The sequence below is a fragment of the Methanogenium organophilum genome, from assembly GCF_026684035.1.
GTDB lineage: Archaea > Halobacteriota > Methanomicrobia > Methanomicrobiales > Methanomicrobiaceae > Methanogenium > Methanogenium organophilum.
In genome coordinates this window covers 1882381-1901345 of the sequence record NZ_CP113361.1, presented here as the reverse complement: position 1 = coordinate 1901345, position 18965 = coordinate 1882381, and the positions used below count along the sequence as shown (strand labels likewise).

General features: G+C 52.2%; 17 protein-coding genes. 13 read left to right on the top strand and 4 right to left on the bottom strand.

What is annotated here, in order from left to right:
• From gatA to OU421_RS09350, 8 genes are all read left to right on the top strand, one after another.
• The gene (gatA, locus tag OU421_RS09385) at window positions 1–1305 is read left to right on the top strand and encodes an Asp-tRNA(Asn)/Glu-tRNA(Gln) amidotransferase subunit GatA (RefSeq protein WP_268185838.1); all 1305 of its coding nucleotides are present in this window, start codon (window positions 1–3) and stop codon (window positions 1303–1305) included.
• Window positions 1306–2742, top strand: coding sequence for an Asp-tRNA(Asn)/Glu-tRNA(Gln) amidotransferase subunit GatB (gene gatB / locus OU421_RS09380; RefSeq protein WP_268185837.1), 1437 nt, complete (start codon window positions 1306–1308; stop codon window positions 2740–2742).
• Between the two features lie 6 nt (window positions 2743–2748).
• On the top strand, window positions 2749–5574 hold the full coding sequence (locus tag OU421_RS09375) for a DNA topoisomerase I (protein WP_268185836.1): 2826 nt from the start codon (window positions 2749–2751) through the stop codon (window positions 5572–5574).
• Between the two features lie 14 nt (window positions 5575–5588).
• On the top strand, window positions 5589–6275 hold the full coding sequence (locus OU421_RS09370) for a phosphoglycerol geranylgeranyltransferase (RefSeq protein WP_268185835.1): 687 nt from the start codon (window positions 5589–5591) through the stop codon (window positions 6273–6275).
• 15 nt (window positions 6276–6290) lie between these two features.
• Window positions 6291–7049 (top strand): RNA methyltransferase, encoded by a 759-nt coding sequence (locus OU421_RS09365; RefSeq protein ID WP_268185834.1) that lies wholly within the window; start codon window positions 6291–6293, stop codon window positions 7047–7049.
• 64 nt (window positions 7050–7113) lie between these two features.
• Window positions 7114–7665: a dCTP deaminase gene (dcd, locus tag OU421_RS09360; protein WP_268185833.1), complete on the top strand. Its 552-nt coding sequence runs from the start codon at window positions 7114–7116 to the stop codon at window positions 7663–7665.
• A gap of 84 nt (window positions 7666–7749) precedes the next feature.
• Window positions 7750–9582, top strand: a complete 1833-nt coding sequence (locus OU421_RS09355) for a threonine--tRNA ligase (protein WP_268185832.1) — start codon at window positions 7750–7752, stop codon at window positions 9580–9582.
• A 190-nt stretch (window positions 9583–9772) separates the two neighbouring features.
• Window positions 9773–10852 carry a threonine aldolase family protein gene (locus OU421_RS09350; RefSeq protein ID WP_268185831.1) on the top strand — a complete coding sequence of 360 codons (1080 nt, stop codon included), beginning with the start codon at window positions 9773–9775 and terminating at the stop codon, window positions 10850–10852.
• Window positions 10853–10875: 23 nt separating this feature from the next.
• Here the strand turns inward: OU421_RS09350 and OU421_RS09345 are convergent, their stop codons facing one another.
• The 3 genes from OU421_RS09345 to nifB form a co-directional block, all read right to left on the bottom strand.
• A complete protein-coding gene (locus OU421_RS09345; RefSeq protein ID WP_268185830.1) occupies window positions 10876–11352 on the bottom strand; it encodes a hypothetical protein in 477 nt (158 codons plus the stop codon).
• 140 nt (window positions 11353–11492) lie between these two features.
• On the bottom strand, window positions 11493–12002 hold the full coding sequence (locus OU421_RS09340) for a hypothetical protein (RefSeq protein ID WP_268185829.1): 510 nt from the start codon (window positions 12000–12002) through the stop codon (window positions 11493–11495).
• 170 nt (window positions 12003–12172) lie between these two features.
• Window positions 12173–13078, bottom strand: a complete 906-nt coding sequence (nifB, locus tag OU421_RS09335; protein ID WP_268187895.1) for a nitrogenase cofactor biosynthesis protein NifB — start codon at window positions 13076–13078, stop codon at window positions 12173–12175.
• A 104-nt stretch (window positions 13079–13182) separates the two neighbouring features.
• Between nifB and OU421_RS09330 the strand changes: the two genes are divergently transcribed.
• Entirely contained in the window at window positions 13183–13716 is a 534-nt protein-coding gene (locus OU421_RS09330) for a hypothetical protein (RefSeq protein WP_268185828.1), read from the top strand.
• Between the two features lie 9 nt (window positions 13717–13725).
• On the opposite strand, the gene OU421_RS09325 is transcribed toward OU421_RS09330, so the two are convergent.
• Complete coding sequence (locus tag OU421_RS09325; protein WP_268185827.1) at window positions 13726–14826, bottom strand: hypothetical protein; 1101 nt, start codon at window positions 14824–14826, stop codon at window positions 13726–13728.
• Window positions 14827–15224: 398 nt separating this feature from the next.
• Here OU421_RS09325 and OU421_RS09320 point away from each other — a divergent pair, with 398 nt between their 5' ends.
• The 4 genes from OU421_RS09320 (at window position 15225) to OU421_RS09305 (ending at window position 18859) form a co-directional block, all read left to right on the top strand.
• Window positions 15225–16439, top strand: a complete 1215-nt coding sequence (locus tag OU421_RS09320; protein ID WP_268185826.1) for a COG1361 S-layer family protein — start codon at window positions 15225–15227, stop codon at window positions 16437–16439.
• 3 nt (window positions 16440–16442) lie between these two features.
• A complete protein-coding gene (locus OU421_RS09315; protein ID WP_268185825.1) occupies window positions 16443–17651 on the top strand; it encodes an ABC transporter permease in 1209 nt (402 codons plus the stop codon).
• Window positions 17652–17688: 37 nt separating this feature from the next.
• Window positions 17689–18366, top strand: a complete 678-nt coding sequence (locus OU421_RS09310; protein WP_268187894.1) for an ABC transporter ATP-binding protein — start codon at window positions 17689–17691, stop codon at window positions 18364–18366.
• A 61-nt stretch (window positions 18367–18427) separates the two neighbouring features.
• Window positions 18428–18859: an HNH endonuclease gene (locus OU421_RS09305; RefSeq protein ID WP_268185824.1), complete on the top strand. Its 432-nt coding sequence runs from the start codon at window positions 18428–18430 to the stop codon at window positions 18857–18859.
• Window positions 18860–18965 lie beyond the last annotated feature (106 nt).

Genomic DNA, 18965 nt, shown 5'->3' with positions numbered 1-18965 from the left:
ATGACAAGAGAGTACTTCTTTGAAGGAGCAGACCGGACAAATGCATTCATCACCCGTCTGGATGTCGCTATGTACGAAGAGACAGGTGGTGTGCTTGAAGGGAAGGGAATTGCTGTCAAAGACAATATCTCAACAGCAGGCATTCCCACCACCTGTGCCTCCCGTATCCTCGCCGGGTATGTCCCCCCCTATGATGCGCATGTAGTAACACGCCTCAGGGAAGCAGGCGCTGCTGTCGTGGGCAAGACTAATATGGACGAATTCGGGATGGGAACGACCACGGAGAACAGTGCATTCGGCCCCACAACAAACCCGCATGACGCATCGCGGGTCCCCGGAGGGTCATCCGGAGGAAGTGCTGCAGCAGTCGGTTCCGGCATGGTCGACTTTGCACTGGGGAGCGATACCGGTGGATCAATCCGCTGTCCTGCAGCATTCTGCGGCATTGTCGGACTGAAACCAACCTTTGGCCGTGTCTCACGCTATGGTCTTATTGCATACTCCAACTCACTGGAGCAGATTGGTCCCCTGGGAAGGACTGTGACAGACGTTAATACCCTGATGTCTGCCATAGCAGGTCCTGACCCCCGTGACTCAACAGCCTATGACCGCCCCTACACCCATACACTGTCAGGAGATATTGCAGGCATGAAAATTGCAGTTCCTGACGAATATTTCGGAGAAGGTGTTGAACCCGCAGTGGCACAGTGTGTGCGCACTGCCATCGGAAAACTGGAAGACGCAGGCGCTGAAACGATGCCCTGCTCCATTCCCTCGATGGCATACGCCCTTGCAGCATATTATGTAACCTGCACAAGTGAGGCATCCTCAAACCTCTCCCGGTTTGACGGGGTGCGCTTTGGCCCGTCCGTTGAGACAAAACGCTCCTGGCACGACGAATTCCGTGACCATCGCGGGGCACTCTTTGGAAAAGAGGTGCAGCGTCGGATCATGCTGGGAACATTTGCCCTTTCTGCCGGATACTACGGGAAATATTATGCAAAGGCACAGGTGGCACGGGAGAATGTACGCAAGGACTTCCTGAGGATATTCAAAGAGGCGGATATCATCGCAGGCCCGACCATGCCACAAATTGCCTTCAAACTCGCCGAAAAGAGCGACCCCCTTTCAATGTATCTCGCAGATATCCTGACGGTGCCTGCAAACCTCGCAGGGGTGCCTGCAATATCCGTCCCCTGCGGAACGGTTGAGAAGATGCCGGTCGGCCTGCAGTTAATCGGCCGCCACTTTGAGGATGAACGGATCATGGATGCGGCATTTGCATACGAGACGGAGATGGCATAAATGACTGACAAGACCGTCATTATCGGACTGGAGATTCACTGCCAGCTCAATACAAAGACAAAACTCTTCTGTGGATGTTCCACGGATTTCCAGGGAGACGAGCCAAACACGCACGTCTGCCCGATATGCCTTGGTCTTCCGGGTGCAATGCCCCGCCTGAACAAACAGGCAGTGCTCTATGCCCTCAAAGTTGCAAAGGCCCTGAACCTGACGGTACCGGAAGTCTCTGAGTTCTCCCGTAAGAACTATTTCTATCCCGATCTTCCCAAGGGTTACCAGATCTCCCAGTATGACAAACCCATCGCAGAGAAGGGTATCATGGAGATTGATGATGATGAAGGGCACCCAAAGAATATCCGCATCACCCGGATTCACCTCGAAGAGGACCCGGGGAGACTGGTGCACAAGACGTCACGGGACCGGGCGGGATACTCTCTTGTGGACTACAACCGGAGTTCCATCCCCTTAATTGAAATCGTCACCGAACCCGATCTCCGCTCTCCAAAAGAGGCACGCAGATTCCTGAACAAACTCCGTTCCACCCTCGAATATCTCGAGGTCTTCGACGGTGAACGTGAAGGTTCCATCCGTGTGGATGCAAACATCTCCATCAAGGGCCACAACCGGGTGGAGTGCAAGAACATTTCCTCATACAAAGGGGTAGAGAAGGCACTCAACTTTGAGATCACCCGCCAGCGCAATCTCATCCGGAGAGGACAGAGGATTGAACAGGAAACACGCCATTTCCAGGAAGGCCGTGGCATCACCACCTCTTCCCGCAGCAAAGAGGATGAAAACGATTACCGGTATTTTCCTGAACCCGACCTTCGTCCGCTGAGAGTCTCCGGATGGGTGGATGACATTGTCCTCCCCGAACTTCCGGATGCACGCCGCGAGCGGTTTATGACGCAGTATGGCATCTCAGATAACCATGCCCGTACCCTCACCGGTGACCTGAAGGTCGCAAACTTCTATGAGTCAGTTGCAGACGCTGACCCCTGCATTGCCGCCACATGGGTGGCAGACATTCTTCTGGGAGAACTGAACTACCGCTCAATGCGCATTGATGATGTGCCCGTAATGAACATCGCAGACCTCATCACCCTCATCCGTGATGACACCATCACCGACAAATCCGGTGTGGAAGTGCTCAGGACGATGCTTGATCAGTGCATGGGAGAAGACACCGAAGCATGCGAGATGCCTGCTGACATCGTGACCCGCATGGGCCTCACCAAGGCCGCGGGAGATGACTTCACTGCGGTCATACAGGAGGTCATTACCACAAACCCCGATGCTGTGGCAGATTACCGGGCAGGAAAGAAAGGAGCGATAAACTTCCTTGTAGGTCAGGTCATGAAGGCAACCCGCGGACGGGCCGACCCCAAAGAACTTAATCTCGCGATGGCAGCCGCTCTGAAAGAAGCGGAGGATTGAATCCGGATGCATCTTATCATTGCAGAGAAGAATATTGCAGCCCGACGTATCGCCGACATCCTTGCCGCGTCGTCGGATTCGTCTCAAGTGCAGAAAGGAGCGAAGGTCCGCACAGGAAAGGAGAACGGTGTCAGTACCTACCGGTTTGATGATGCTGTAACCCTCGGGCTGCGGGGCCACGTGGTGGAAATTGATTTTGAACCGGGATACAGTAACTGGCGCTCAGAGGTGAATACGCCACGGACACTCATTGACGCAGGGACCATCAAAAAGCCAACCGCAAAAAATATTGTTGCCCTGATAAAAAAGCTCTCAAAAAAGGCCACACTCGTCACCATTGCCACTGATTTTGACCGTGAGGGAGAACTGATCGGCAAGGAGGCCTATGAGATTGTGCGTTCCGCAAACAAGGACGTGCCTGTGCAACGGGCACGGTTCTCTGCAATTACCGCCCAGGAAATAACCACTGCCTTTGCAGAACCTGATGAAATCGATTTTGACCTCGCTGCAGCGGGTGAGGCCCGCCAGATAATCGACCTCTTATGGGGTGCATCCCTCACCCGGTTCATCTCTATTGCCGCAAAACGAGGAGGAAAGAGTATTCTTTCCGTTGGCAGGGTACAGAGCCCGACACTCGCAATGATCGTTGACCGGGAGAGAGAGATTGAGGCGTTTGTACCGGAGCCGTACTGGATGCTCTCAGTGGATACCGAAAAAGATGGAACGCCGGTCACCGCACGCCACACCACCGACAGGTTCCATGACAAAAATGAAGCAGTGATGGCAGAACAAAATACGTCTGCACCGCTTGTTGTCACCAGCGCCAAAGAAGGAACACGGACTGACCGGGCACCGGCACCTTTTGATACGACATCGTTCATCGTTGCAGCAGGCCGCCTGCGATTCTCCGCTGCAAATGCGATGCGTATTGCAGAAGACCTCTATATGAACGGATACATTTCCTACCCCCGTACGGATAATACTGTTTATCCAAAGTCACTGGATATTGATGAAGTCCTGAAAGAACTGAAGAAGTCCAGTCTCTCCCGTGCGGTTGAATGGACACAGGCACACCGCAGGAAAGAACCAACCCGCGGAAAAAAATCAAGCACGGATCATCCGCCAATTCATCCGGCAGGGGCTGCAAAAAAAGAGGCCCTCACCGACGACCAGTGGAAGATATATGAGCTCATCGTCAGGCGGTTTCTTGCGACACTCTCACCGGACGCACGCTGGACGACCCTGAAATATCTCTTTGACGCAGGAAACGAGACCTATACTGCCACCGGGTCACGTCTGGCAGAGGCAGGATACCGGGAAGTATATACCTACAGTGAGGCAAAGGAGACCATCCTTCCGGTGATGAAGGTAGGTGACCGCCTTCCGGTCCTTGGCATCAACAATGAGGAGAAATATACCACACCGCCCCCACGGTATTCCCAGTCAAAACTGATTCAACGGATGGAGGAACTTGGCCTTGGCACAAAATCCACCCGGCACGAAGTGATTGGCAAACTGGTCTCACGCCGGTATGTGGAGGGCACCCCTGTTCGTCCGACTCTCGTTGGGAAGGGTGTTGTGGAGGCAATGGAGAACCATGGTGTACCCATCACAAACCCGGAGATGACAAGCACCATCGAACAGCATATGGAAGAGATCAAAGAGGCAAAACTCTCCCGTGATGAGGTCATCTCTGAGTCACAGACGATGCTGCACCATGTCTTTGATGCGCTCGAGGCAAATGAGGAACAGATTGGTCGTGAGATTATGGGCCGGACCGATGAGGAGAGAATCATCGGGAAATGTCCGGTCTGCGGCAACGACCTGATGATACGCCAGACGAAAGGGATGTCACAGTTTATCGGGTGCACGGGATACCCGGACTGTACGTTCAATATCGGCCTGCCTAGTGCTGCATGGGGTACCGCTATCCGGGAAGATAAGGTATGCGAGGTGCACGGCCTCAACTATGTCCGCCTTATCCGAAAAGGGGCCCGGCCGTGGGAGATCGGCTGCCCGCTCTGCAACCATATCAGTTCCAACCGCGAGGCGCTCATGATGATGCCTTCTGCTGATGAAGAGATGATTTCCCGTCTGCACGCGTCGCATATCTACAGTGTGTACGAGGTGGCAAATATCGAACCAGAACGGCTGACAGAGGCACTTGGTACAGACCTGGCAACTGTGGCCTGCCTGCGTGAAGAGGCAGAGGGCGTTCTGGAACTTCTCAGGAAGCGTTCTGAACTGAAAAAATTTGTCCGCAAACATGTAGTGCCCCGCCGGGGCCGTTCACCTGCCAAGGTGGCTGCTGCCCTTGTAGAGGCAGGTGTCAATGATCTGGGAGGGCTTGCTTCGATGACAACGGAAGCACTCACACATACGCACCTCTCCGAAGCAGAGGCGGAGACCCTTCTTGGAGAGGCACGGGCAGTATACAACCGTGCTATACTCCGAGAATACGGGGTGCCCGCGGTGAGCCTGAAGAAATACTTTGAGGCGGGCATCACCACGCCGGCTGACTTCTGTGCCCTGCACCCTGCATACCTCAGCATTATTACCGGAATTAAACCAGACACGGCCTGGAAACATGCCACATCGGTCTGCAACGGGATGGGCATTGCGCCACCGCAGAAGGTGACGGCAAAGATGGTGGAAGCGGGGCGCAAAGACCTTCTCGAAATCCCCGGACTGGGCGAGGCAATGCTTGAACGGCTGTACCGTGCAGGGGTTATTGATATGCCAGGACTAAAGGCTGCAGATGCCAGTCACCTCGCAAAAGTAACCGGTATACCGGCAGAAAAGATCCGTGCATTTCAGGATGCCTGCAAATAAATAGGTAGATACAGATGGATGACAGCTGGAAAGAATGGGTCCATATCACCAAACTGGACCCGGACAAAGTAATAGACAATGATGCCGTCGCAGAGATTGCGACAAGTGGAACAGACGCCCTGATGCTCTCAGGGACACTCAATGTAACCCAGGAGAATATGCGGGAGTTAATCACTCAGGTGAAGGAATATGATCTCCCTGTTGTTGTCGAACCTGCAGGGCCGGAGGCAGTGGTTCTTGAGGAAGTGGACGGTCTCTTTGTGCCCAGTGTTCTCAACACCCCGGATATGCGCTGGATGGTCGGAAAACACCAATACTGGGTGAAACATAATAGCATAGACTGGACAAAGGTGGTTCCTGAGGCATATATTGTACTGAATCCGGCGTCATCGGTGGGCAAGGTGACAGGCGCTATCTGTGACATATCTGCGGAAGATGTTGCAGCCTATGCTGAGGTTGCAGACCAGTACTTCTCTTTCCCGGTAGTATACATTGAATATTCCGGAACATATGGCGACCCCACCGTGGTTGCTGCGGCAGCAGAGGTCATCTCTGACGCCCGTCTTTTCTATGGCGGTGGTATCAATAATGCAGAGAAGGCAGCTGAGATGGGCAGGCTTGCTGATACTATCGTCGTCGGCAACGCTGTCTATGACGACGGTGTCTCTGCACTGAAGGCAACCGTGAAGGCAGTCCACTAAAGAGAATACGTTCACATGGCAGAGGTTGAAATCGTCCTTGTTGAACCCCTGTATGAAGGGAATATCGGATTTGCAGCACGGGTGATGAAGAATTTTGGGTTTACCCGTCTTGTCCTCATCAACCCCCCGGAGATGGGAATCGAGGCATCAGTACGGGCATCCCATGCAAAAGATGTGCTGGAATCAGCGGTGATCGCAGAATCTCTGGACGATGTGATTGCAGAGTCCAATATGCTCGTTGCAACAACCGGGGAGATCTCAAAGACAATATCCCACGCAATGCGCATGCCCTACTATACACCGGGCGAACTCCGGGATATTGTTGCCCCTGTCGAAGGCAAAATCTCCATCCTCTTCGGCAGAGAAAACTGGGGACTGTCCAATGAAGAAGTGCGGCAGTGCGATCTGGTATGCACTATCCCGACATCACGGGAGTATCCGATTGTGAATATTTCCCATGCAGTTGGTATTGTCTGCTATGAGCTTGCACACCTGCCGCGGGGAGAGTATATCACCGCTTCACGGCGCGAGATGGATGCGCTCTATGACCATATCGATAAATTTCTGGATCTCGTCGATCACCGTGAATACAAACGGGCCAATACCATGACCATGATGCGGCGGATCTTCGGACGCACCCGTCTTACCGGCCGGGAAGTAACCACCCTCCATGGGCTCATCCGGCGTGCCGAATGGCACATCAATGAAGGAAAAAATGGCGAAATGTATGATTCCGTGACAGATGAAAGCGATGCCAGTTCAGGCCAGGTGTAACGCTGACCACCGATTTGGCAAGATAAAATAAATACCGCTCACAACCAATTTTCTATCAGGTATTATGATTCTCGTTGACTGGCAGATAGAAAACCGTATTGAGCGGGGTTTTATAAAAATCGACCCGTTTGACCCAAAGTTAATTCAGCCCAATTCAATCGACATCCGACTGGGTGACCATTTTGTGTGGTATGAAGAGTCTGATGACGTTATCGACCCGTACGAACAGGATTCAATTGTATCCCATGTTGACGAGAAGCATGCAGAATATATTGATATTCCGCCCGGCATGTTTCTTCTTGCAGAAACACACGAGTGCATCACTCTGCCGGATGACATTGTTGCAACCATCGAAGGGAAATCCAGCATTGCGCGTCTGGGCATTGCCCTGCACCAGACAGGTGGATGGATTGACGCAGGATTTTGCGGGACCATAACACTTGAAATATCAAATGCAAACCGCCGCCCGGTTCGCCTCTATGCAGGAATGCCAATCGGCCAACTTGTATTTTATACTACAGAGCGTGCAGAGAAGCCATACGGTTCAAAGGGAGATGCAAAATATCTCAACCAGCGCCAGGCAACCCTCTCACGCTATCACAAAAATATCAAGTGAACCGGTAGGTACCGGGAATCCATACCCTAATTATGGAACAGATCTAAACTGTACTCGCGTTATATATACCGAGGAGTATTCATCATGCGAATTTTGCTGATTCATTCCGACCAGATTACATATGAGGCCCAGAAGAAGACACCGGTAGCAGAAGAGAACATTGTACCGGCCGACGGACTTGAAGAGGCACTGACAGCATTCTGTGCTGTGGAAGCGCCGGACGAAGAGAATATCGCGGGAGTTGCGGCAAAGACCGCAAGAGAGATCCTGGAAGCAGCAGAGAAGCTCGGGACGACAAATATTATGGTCTACCCGTATGCCCACCTCTCCAGTGACCTATCATCCCCGAAGGCGGCGATTGAAGCACTGACTGCAATCGAGAGAATCTGCTCCGAAAAGAAGGGAATGACTGTCAAACGTGCACCGTTTGGGTGGTACAAGGCCTTCACCATCTCCTGCAAGGGCCACCCTCTCTCTGAACTCTCCCGGACAATAACCCCGGAAGACACCGAAGAGAAGACAGCGAAGAAGGAAGTCACCCACACGTTCTTTGTCCTCACCCCGGAGGGTGCACGCGAAGAACCGGCGAAATACGCAGATGACACTCCATTCGGGAAACTGGTCAAGAAAGAGACCGGAATCGCTGCAGAAGGAACCGGCGACTCTGTGCACTGCGAACTGATGCGGGCAAAAGAATTCGTTGATTACGAACCCCTCTCTGATGTCGGGAACCATCGGTGGATGCCCCGTGGAAAGATCATCCGCGATCTGCTTTCAGACTATGTCCTCGGGCTCGTACTCGACTATGGAGGTATGCCGGTTGAGACGCCGGTCATGTATGACCTCGACAACCCGGCCATCAACGAGCACGCCGGCAAATTTGGTGAGCGCCAGTACCGATTCAAGTCAGGCAACCGCAACATGATGCTCCGGTTTGCTGCATGCTTTGGAATGTTCTCCATCATGCATGACATGCACATCTCACCAAACACGCTCCCGATGAAGATGTATGAACTCTCCACATACTCCTTCCGCCATGAGCAGAAGGGAGAGTGCATTGGTCTGAAGCGTCTGCGTGCATTTACGATGCCTGACATGCACTCCCTCTGCCTTGACATGGACCAGACACTCGAATGCTTTGAAGAGCAGATGATGATGGGCTGGCAGAGCGGTCGCGACCTTGAGACCCCGCTTGCGGGCATATTCCGCTGTACAGAGGAGTTCTATGAAGAGCACGAGGAATGGGTGAAGGGCATCGTAAAGGCATCCGGTGTACCGATGCTCATTGAACTGCTCTCGGACCGTGTGCACTACTGGGTGGCAAAGGTGGACCTTGCAGCAATTGACGGGCAGGGACGTCCCATTGAAAACCCAACTGTCCAGATTGATGTGGAGTCCTCAACACGATTTGATATCAAATATTTCACCGATGAAGGAGAAGTCCATCCACCCATCATCCACTGTTCACCAACAGGGTCCATAGAGCGGGTTATCTGCGCCCTTCTGGAGAAGACCGCGACACAGGATGTCCCGATGCTCCCGGTATGGCTCTCTCCGACACAGGCACGGATTGTACCGGTCGCAGAGCGTCATATCTCATACGCAAAAGAGGTCTGCGAGAATCTGACAAAGGCAGGCATCCGCTGTGACGTTGACGACCGAGAGGAATCTGTTGGCAAAAAGGTAAGGGAAGCAGGCATGGACTGGGTGCCGTATGTGGCAGTCGTCGGGGACTCAGAGGCTGAATCAGGCACACTCACCGTGACCATCCGCAAGGAGTCACAGCCAAAGAAACCGTACAAGGAAGAGATGACAACAGAAGCACTGGCAGAGGCAATCTCAGCTGTGACTGCGGGCATGCCGGTACGCAAACTATACACCCCAAAGAACCTCTCTGTGAAACCACGGTTCATCTGAGATCAACTCTTCTTTTTTCCACTTTTTTTCTCAGTCTTGTTTTGATGTGTTCATCTCACCCGCCGGGAAACGACCCTCCGTGCAATCCACCCAAAAGATGCGGACGTACCCCCAAACCCGCAGACAACCGAAAGATTACACTACAGTGCCAGTCCAACCCTTACACAAAGGAGCAAAAACGGAGCAATTGATGACGCAGTCAGATTCAAAATACCGAATATATCCAACGAGTTTTGCGAGTGACAACAATACCGGCGTTCACCCTGCCATAATAGAGGCTATCGTGGCCGCGAATGTTGGGGACACCATTGCATACGGTGATGATCCCTATACGGAAAGGGCAGTGGATGTCTTCCGGCAGCACTTCGGAAAAGATGTTGAACCGTTCTTTGTCATGAATGGCACCGGGGCAAATGTGACCGCCCTTGCAGCCATCACACGCCCATTTGAGGCGGTCGTATGCACGGATTGTGCGCATATCAATGTCGATGAGTGCGGGGCACCGGAACGGGTGGCCGGCTGTAAGCTCCTCCCGGTCAGTGCACCGGACGGGAAACTAAAACCGGCAGACATCGAATCACATCTCTTTGGACGGGGGGACGAACACAATGCACAGCCGCGGGTGGTCTCTCTCACCCAGGCAACAGAAACAGGAACTGTCTACACTCCTGAAGAAGTGCGGGCCATTGCAGATACCGCCCATGCACACGGGATGCTCGTACACATGGACGGGGCACGCATCTGTAACGCAGGAGCGGCCCTTGGGACATCCCTGCGGGAGATTACCCATGACGCAGGCGTGGACGTCCTCTCCTTTGGCGGCACAAAAAATGGTCTGATGCTCGGCGAGGCAGTGATCTTTTTTAATTCTGACCTTGCAGCAGATTACCGGTATTACCGAAAACAGGCAACCCAGCTTGCATCGAAGATGCGATTTATCGCAGTACAGTTCACTGCACTGCTGGAAGGAAACCTCTGGCTGGAGAATGCACTGCACGCAAACCGGATGGCTGCTCTCCTTGCAGAATCCGTCCGAGAGATCCCCGGTGTTGAGATTGTGCAACCGGTGGAAAGCAACGCGGTCTTTGCTGCTGTTCCGAAAACCGCGATATCTTCCATTATGGAACATTCCTATTTCTACCTGACCGGCAGTGACACACGGGCACCAGTGGCACGCTGGATGACGTCATGGAAGACGACAGAAGAGGATGTGCACGTGTTTGCCACAGCGTTGACTGCGGCTGTGCGTCATGCAGGCAAAACAGAGTAATATTCGGAAGAAAGAGAGGGAGTTCAGACACCCGTAACCGTCACACTGCTGCCCATCGATATGCTGCCCATCGATACCAGCCGTTCTGTGACAGCACCGTCCACAACCGTGATCTGCAGGGTAACATCATCCTGCATATGCTCCGGATCCTTCAGTGACGGCATTGTATAACGGAAGGTATGGACATAGACTGTCGGGGTGCCGTCGTCACGATGGCAACTACTACTCTCAACCACCTCAAGGGGAGTGCCGTTATAGAACATATCCACCGAATACCCTGCAAGGTCAGGATTTTCCGCAATCCATTCTTCGATTAACCGCGTCAGGGTGAGTGAAGCGTCTGCCTCTGCCACCTGAAATCCAGGCACAACATCTATTTCGCCGGGAGTAGGAGGGAGAAAGTCCTGTGATCCAGGTGCACCAAGACAGCCCGCCCCAAAGATCGCCGCACATATACATGCGGCAGAGAGAAGAAGACAGCGGACATTTCCGGTCGCCATCCTATACCACCCCCGTTTCTGCCTGTTTCATCCCACGAACAAGAAAATTGACATTCCGGATGCCGGTGTAAAGAAATCCTCTGACCATACCAAACAGAGGTTAGACATTCTGCTATTTTTGCGTAGTGTTTTTATTTATCTCACCCAACTGCATCAAGTGTTATCTGGCGGTCACAAATAATCTGCCCGTTCTTCCACTCACAGTCACGTTCAATGTAGAGATATCGACCTGCATACGGCAACATCACATCCAGGTATGCATCTCCTGGACGGGCCAGGAGTACAATCCGATTTGCGCACGACCATGCATACTCCCGCAGCACCGCTGCAACACGGGCTGCAACATCTTCATCATTTACATACAATTCCGGGTCATGCACGACCACGATAAGCGGTGAATTGCGGGTCCGGACAATACTCGTAAGCTGTGAGGGACTGCCGGCGCGGAGGACCAACGTGCCGGGAGATACACCTGCCGCCTTCACAAAGGTTCCGTCACAGACCCGGCCGCTGGTAACAACCACTGCACCACCGGATTCACGCAGAAGCAGGGTGGCAAGAGTTCCTTCAAGAATCGGTCGTGGTGCTGTGACCATAGTGAAAATCCCACGTTCGCAGTACCCTGCCGGTTGTATATCATTTTGCTGCATGTACACATATCCGGCACAGACCGCATATTAACATGTACTGGAGGTAGGGTGAAAGTGTGTGTCTGGCCAAATGCAGCCTTCATCCAAAACACGAGATCATCAATTCGTATTGTATCAGAAATAACCGGAAACAAAATGCAGACCAGAATCAGAAAATATTAAAGGGGTATTTAGAGTGAACCGCAGTTCCGGTAGATCTCATCCTGTACGTCTTTTCCCAGTTTTCCTATCGCATCAGAGCGACAGCGTGCACAGTGCTTCATCTGGCGGATATATGGGGCACATGCATCATGCATCGCCTTCTTGTCGGCAGGGGTTGGCGGAGTAATGTGAGCAAACTTATACTGCGGGATGACCGGAATGATATTGAAGGTATAGACACCCATCTCACCCATCTTCTTTGCAATATCAACGATATGATGGTCATTGACACCAGGGATCAGGACCGTGTTCACCTTGACGAGCATCTTGCGTTCCACAGCCATCTCAATACCTTTCAACTGCTGTGCAAGGAGCCGTTCTGCTGCTTCACGTCCATGCAGTTTCTCTCCTTCCCATTCCACAAAGGAGTAGATCTGTTCACCGATGGCAGGGTCTATTGCATTGCAGGTGACAGTGATGTTCCCCACATCATATTCTTCAAGACGGTCAATATTCTCCGGAAGCATCAGCCCGTTTGTGGAGAGGCACTTGATCGGCACCGGGAATTCTTCTTTGAGAAGACGGAGGGTCTCAAAGGTCTCCTCATTTGCAAGGGGGTCCCCCGGTCCTGCAATGCCTATCACCTTGATATAGGAGAACTTCCCCATCACTTCCCGTACCAGCACCAGAGCCTCTTCAGGAGTGAGCACCTTACTGCAGACACCAGGGCGGCTTTCGTTGACACAGTCAAAGTCACGGATACAATAATTACACTGAATATTGCATTTTGGTGCCACTGCGAGGTGCATTCTCCCGAACGTATGGCATGCCTTTTCGCTGTAGCATGGGTGTTCCTGGATCTTCCTTAGTACGTCAGGGTCGTACGGGATCTCCTCCCCGTTAACCTTTGCAGTGGGATATTCGCCGGATGTCATATGATAGCCAATTTTGTTAAAGACCACTAATAAACATATGGAAACAGCACAAGGAATCCAGGGACAACAGATATACTTTATATATTCGCATGGGATCTTCTACCATGAAACTAAGAGGAACAATATCTGTCATCATTGTTGCACTTTTCCTTGCTGTACTGGCATGTGGATGTGCCACAACAGACGAACCCGCAGAACCTGCAACCCCCGAAGTCACTCCTGTGCCGACTGAGGAAGAAACCTGGACAGTTACCGACCCCATCTTTATCAAATCACCCGGTGTGCCTGACTACAAAACATCCATCAGGGCGGATCCGATAAAAAATGTCTTTGGGGTCTATGTCAGCCTTGATATTGATGCCACAGCAACGGGGAGCAATATGGCAAGCGAGGGAGACAATCTCTTTATGGTCGGATTTGCCTACAATTATGCAGACGTCCCTAAGGACTTTACCATAACATCCTATGAAGACATCATTGCATCAGGCATTCCGTATAAATCCATGACGGACCGTATCTTCCCAATGAATGTGAAAACAGAAAATTTCGCCGTTGTAGGACTGAAAGACGGGATGCAGATTAATCCCGCTGAACCCTATAACTACGGCGTCATCATCATGCTCAGGGATGACGTGTAAAACCTATCCTCAGCCATTTTCTTTTTTCGGTGCCCGCTGAATCATCACATCAAGATTGGGGACGATCATCCACACCGGGAAATATCCGGCAAACGCCTGATCATCCACCTTGAACATATGCAACCGCTGATATGCCTTCCCAATGATCTCCAGTTCTTTCTCAGCCTCCTCACCAGGCGTCTCCGGCAGTGCCTGAACATCACGGAGCAGGGTACCCTGCAGAAGCCCGTGATTATATTCAGAGAGGTCAAGGACCAGCCTCCTGCTGTATATCCCCTGGAAATAGCGCACCACGAGCAGCTGGGAGAGAAATACAAGGAGGAGAGGAATGGCATTCGGTCCGAGGGCGACAAATCCTTCAATTCTCATTACACTGGATAATGACTGGCCCGGAAGGAGCAGGACACCCAGTATCAGCACTCCCGAGATGGCCGCAAGGAAGGCCAGGACAAGAATAAATTTCATGCCATTTGCGATTCCCTGGTTCAGGCGGCGTGAGATGTCAGTGCGTATTCCCATAATCCCTGAGAAGAAGCCCGGAGAATATGGTTTGATCTTCAGTATCCCGGAATAAAATGCAATAATTGCAAGGGACTGCACAATCAGTATGATTCCTGATCGGAGTTCAAAGAATCCGGTGATTAGGCCAATAAGAGCAAGAATGATGCTTACGGAAAAAAGCAGAATAAAACCGGGAGCTATTGGCTGACAGTTAATGAAGAAGAGGTTCCAGAGCGTCTCTGCATAGAGTTTGCGTTCACGCGTAACTGCCGTGCCGGCACTTACTGCCGCATCCCGCACGAGATCGGTGAAACCCCCGCTCCCTTTGCCTGACGGAAAGGCAATATCTGCTTTTTGCGTAGGAAGCATCAGAATAATGGGGTTGAACATCAGCAGGAGGAATGATGCCACCACCCAGAACAGGCTATAATTGGGAAGTTCTGCAAAGAAGATGACATTCATAATAAATGCGACAAAAATCAGAACCAGTGCATATTTTCCCGCCCCGTGTATTTTGCTGAATTCAGAGATTTTCCGATCAGTTTCGATAATCTCTGTCTGCATCTCCGTAATAAGACGCTGACGTTCTGCTGTATAATTGTCACTCATTTTGTGTAACTCCCTAATCTGGCCGCACTCCTGCAGCTATTCCCATTCAGATATGTTCTCCCCCGGTATTGAAATTACTTCGCGAATGCAACATACGGAATATATCAGGATGATAATCCATAGTGTCCACCCGGAAATCGGCCCACAGTTATAATTTCCTTTCATTCATCCATCATTCATGTACAATGCATATACCCAAAAGTCATTCCAGATCTTCTTGGCCTCATGTACGGACTACCGCATCCGGACTTGATTATATGCTCAGATAGGTACATGCGACGCACTACATGAATCGGATTTCAGCACCGTGACCGGAAGTCATTTTAGTTACCTGACATCACATTACACATTATACCAGACGGATTGAGGCTATGCTTACCAAATGGGAGATTCACAGGATGATACGATATTTGTGTGTGGTCTGCATCTGCACAGCAGCACTGGCAGGTATTGCGGCCGCAGGGCTTTATGAACCCACAGTCACGGCAACAGAGAGTAGTGTGACACCTACGGTACTTATGCCGGGGGATACGGGAATTATCACCGTAACCCTAAAAAATACAGCACAGACATCGACAGCGACAACGTCTGATTCGCAGATCACCACCCAGACAGATCTAAACCCAACGATTACGAGCGTCTTTTTGGACGGCAGGGGGGACATCGAGGTTCTCGGCGGCAATTCACAGTTCACCGGCGACCTGGGACCGGGGCAGGAAATCACCCTCTCCTTTCTGATTCGGGCACCGGAAGAAGCTGGCATCTACTTTCCTGTCCTTCGTGTTCGGGTCAGGGGTGCGGAAGGTCTCACATACCCCGTCCCGGTGAATGTAAATATGCCGATTGCCACCCTCAGCACGGCAATGCTTGTCATAACACAGGAGGAAAATGGCTACGTAGTGCCGGGGGAGACCATCCAGCGGAATGTTACCGTTACAAACAGGGGGAGGAGTGCCGCTGATGATATCCGCATCCGGATTGTAGATGACAATCCCTATCTCGGCCCTCTTGAGACGGGTTCCTTCTACCTTAATACCCTTGCACCGGAGGAGTCAGAGGTAATAACAGTCAGTCTCATAACCAGCCGGTCACTGGAGAACAGCGTGCAAGAGATCCCCCTTGAAATATCCTACGCAGTCGTGGATGGTGTGCCTGTGACACAGACAGACTCCCTCACCCTTGATGTACACGGGCATGCCGAACTCTCCATCGCCTCGGTACGCACCGAACCCGCACGAATTTCAGGGGGGGAACCCTTTGATATGACCATCCGCCTGGAAAATACCGGAACGGATGAGGCTATCGCAACGATGGCAGTGATTGACCTGCCGTTTACGGGGACAAAAGAGGCATTTATCGGAAAAATTAAACCGAACAACGATGGTCCTGCCGTATTCTCTCTTGACGGCGGCACTGGCGGGGACTACCCCTATACTCTCACCGTCACCTGGGAGGATGACTGGGGACAGCATACCGAATCATTTGATCTCACGCTCGCCGTGAAGACGGAGAATGCGCTCACAACGTTCGCCGGATTACTGATCATCCTGATCCTTGCAGCAGGAGGTGCCTATTACCTCCTCGTATACCGGAAGAAGAGCGGGCAGGCATAGGCGATGCTGAACGATCAGAAAGTTTCTGCGTTTCTCGCGGCACGATCCCTCCAGCGGGGCGGAAAAGGCAGAAACGCCATGTATATCGTCATCATCGCCCTCGTACTCACCAATATGATCTTCCTGCCGTCGGTGATCATGGGGGCTATGGATGTCTACTACGAGCAGACCATCGACTACATCTCATCCGATGTCATTATCAAGCCGCCCGAAGATGTCCGGTATATTGATGATGTGGAAACCCTGCTTGCAACAGTCAACCGGGTGCCCGGTGTGGTGCGTGCGTCCGCCCGCTATCCGATGGCCGGGTCCATCGACTTCGAAGACAAGACGGTGGCAATGGAAATCAATGCCTTCGATCCGCGGGACGAGACAGAAGTCACCAAATTTCATCAGTATGTAAAAGATGGAGATTTCCTCGGCAGCGGAGACCGTGACCAGATCCTCGTCGGTAGCCTCGTTGCAGGCGAACCGGATGATACAGGAGAGTTCTATGCATCCCTGGGAGGGGCCACGGTGGGGGACACGATCACCGTCCGGTATGCAAACGGAGTCGTACGGGAATACCGCATCAAGGGCATCTTCACCACGAAGTCATACCAGGCGGACTACATGGTATTTGTAACAAAGGATGAGATGGATGCCGTCAGTGGTGCAGGAGGGGCACAGGCAACCGAGGTGCTCGTGAAGACTGTGACAAACGAGGAGGCCCCGCTTGTAAAAAAGCGGATTCTCCAGTTTGGTGTGGGGGAAGATGTGAAGACATGGGAGGAGGCACTGCCCGATGTGGTGAGTGAGTCAATTGAATCCTTTGCCATCATCAACATGATCAGTGTCTTTGGGGGACTCGTCATCGCAGTCGTCCTCATCTTCATCATGACCACGATAAAAACCTTCAACAACCGCAAGCAGATCGGCATCCTCAAGGCGATCGGCCTGAAAAAAAGCATTATCATCAACTCCTATGTGATGCAGGTGGTCTTCATCTGTCTTCTTGGCACTGCACTGGGGTCTCTCCTCCTCGGGATGATGGTCCTTTACTTCACCACCTATCCAATTGAATTCCCGGACGGCAACGTGACGCCCATCGTGACCATCTCTATGATCATCGAGAACACGGCTCTGCTCTTTGTCTCCTCCGCCGTCGCCGGATTCATTCCCGCCTGGCGTGTGGTGAACGAAGGGATTCTGGAGGCGATTCGCGGTGGATGATTACATCAGGGCAGAAGAACTCAGAAAATTCTACACGATGGGTGTGGTTGATGTCCGGGCAATCGACGGAGTCTCATTTACCGTCAAAAAGGGCGAATTTCTGGGAATTACCGGCTCATCCGGGTCGGGAAAGTCCACACTGCTCCACATGCTCGGGCTTCTCGACCCGCCGACGGAGGGGACCATCTCTATCGACGGGAGAGACGTCATCTCCCTTTCAGAGGCAGAGAAAGGGATGTTTCGCCTCTCCCGATTCGGTTTTATCTTCCAGGACTATGCACTGGTGCCCGAGCTGACCGCAGAGGAGAATGTATCTCTTGTTGCAATGGCACGCGGGGACAACGCAGATTCGTATGCTCACCGTGCGAAAGAGCTCCTCGGTCAGGTCGGCCTGGGTGACCGGACGATGCATCTCCCGTCTGAACTCTCCGGAGGTGAACAGCAGCGGGTGGCGATTGCGCGTGCACTGATCAATGCTCCTGAGATCCTCTTTGCGGACGAACCCTGTGCCAACCTGGACTCAACAAACTCACGAGCTGTCCTTGATCTATTCCGTGAGATCAATCATACAATGGACCTGACCGTTATCATGGTCTCCCATGAGAGCTGGCACAAGGAATACTTTGACCGGATCATTCGTCTCCATGACGGAAAAATTCAGAAAGATTTCCGGCCAGAACATTCGGAAATGAGAGACCCGCAATACCACTCCTAAACTTTCACCCCGCACGGATCTGTGTTTAAAAGAATTACTCTGTATCGTATTACTACCAGATATGGCCCGGTCCAAACAGGCAATCGAACTTCAGCGCAGTCTCTTCTCGTTTTCAACCGGAGATATTCCTCCCTGTCATGACCGGCCCGGTCTGAATGGCTATCGGCGCCTCTGCTACACCTGCGCATACGCAGAGCGGGATGGCAATATCCTCTTCTGCCGGCGCCATGTGATGGTGATAAGCGTCCGTGACAAATACGGACTAAAGGAATGGAAAGCGCTTAGGGAACAGATACTTGACCGGGACAAGCGCCGCTGCCGCCTCTGCGGTGCAGGGAAGTACCTGCACATCCACCACCGGGACGGTGACCGTACCAATGATGCACAAGAGAATCTCGTCACTCTCTGTGAGAGCTGTCATCGCCGAGTGCATACCCATCTGGCTCATATTCCGGAGATACCGGCTGGCCAGGACGATGACAGTGCACCGTAATACCGGTCCCGCGTATCCGCGCAGACCAAAAAGCTAATATTCAATACACCAATGTCCCCCTATAAGCAGGCACCGGAATGTCAGGCCGGTACCTGCCCCATACCGA

Bases quoted from the DNA above. Each gene is read 5' to 3' on its own strand.
- OU421_RS09325 (WP_268185827.1), bottom strand. From the start codon at position 14,826: ATGAGTGACAATTATACAGCAGAACGTCAGCGTCTTATTACGGAGATG.
- OU421_RS09340 (WP_268185829.1), bottom strand. From the start codon at position 12,002: ATGCAGCAAAATGATATACAACCGGCAGGGTACTGCGAACGTGGGATT.
- gatA (WP_268185838.1), top strand. From the start codon at position 1: ATGACAAGAGAGTACTTCTTTGAAGGAGCAGACCGGACAAATGCATTC.
- dcd (WP_268185833.1), top strand. From the start codon at position 7,114: ATGATTCTCGTTGACTGGCAGATAGAAAACCGTATTGAGCGGGGTTTT.
- OU421_RS09345 (WP_268185830.1), bottom strand. From the start codon at position 11,352: ATGGCGACCGGAAATGTCCGCTGTCTTCTTCTCTCTGCCGCATGTATA.
- OU421_RS09305 (WP_268185824.1), top strand. From the start codon at position 18,428: ATGGCCCGGTCCAAACAGGCAATCGAACTTCAGCGCAGTCTCTTCTCG.
- OU421_RS09365 (WP_268185834.1), top strand. From the start codon at position 6,291: ATGGCAGAGGTTGAAATCGTCCTTGTTGAACCCCTGTATGAAGGGAAT.
- OU421_RS09330 (WP_268185828.1), top strand. From the start codon at position 13,183: ATGAAACTAAGAGGAACAATATCTGTCATCATTGTTGCACTTTTCCTT.
- OU421_RS09375 (WP_268185836.1), top strand. From the start codon at position 2,749: ATGCATCTTATCATTGCAGAGAAGAATATTGCAGCCCGACGTATCGCC.
- gatB (WP_268185837.1), top strand. From the start codon at position 1,306: ATGACTGACAAGACCGTCATTATCGGACTGGAGATTCACTGCCAGCTC.
- OU421_RS09355 (WP_268185832.1), top strand. From the start codon at position 7,750: ATGCGAATTTTGCTGATTCATTCCGACCAGATTACATATGAGGCCCAG.
- OU421_RS09370 (WP_268185835.1), top strand. From the start codon at position 5,589: ATGGATGACAGCTGGAAAGAATGGGTCCATATCACCAAACTGGACCCG.
- nifB (WP_268187895.1), bottom strand. From the start codon at position 13,078: ATGACATCCGGCGAATATCCCACTGCAAAGGTTAACGGGGAGGAGATC.
- OU421_RS09310 (WP_268187894.1), top strand. From the start codon at position 17,689: ATGGGTGTGGTTGATGTCCGGGCAATCGACGGAGTCTCATTTACCGTC.
- OU421_RS09315 (WP_268185825.1), top strand. From the start codon at position 16,443: ATGCTGAACGATCAGAAAGTTTCTGCGTTTCTCGCGGCACGATCCCTC.
- OU421_RS09350 (WP_268185831.1), top strand. From the start codon at position 9,773: ATGACGCAGTCAGATTCAAAATACCGAATATATCCAACGAGTTTTGCG.
- OU421_RS09320 (WP_268185826.1), top strand. From the start codon at position 15,225: ATGATACGATATTTGTGTGTGGTCTGCATCTGCACAGCAGCACTGGCA.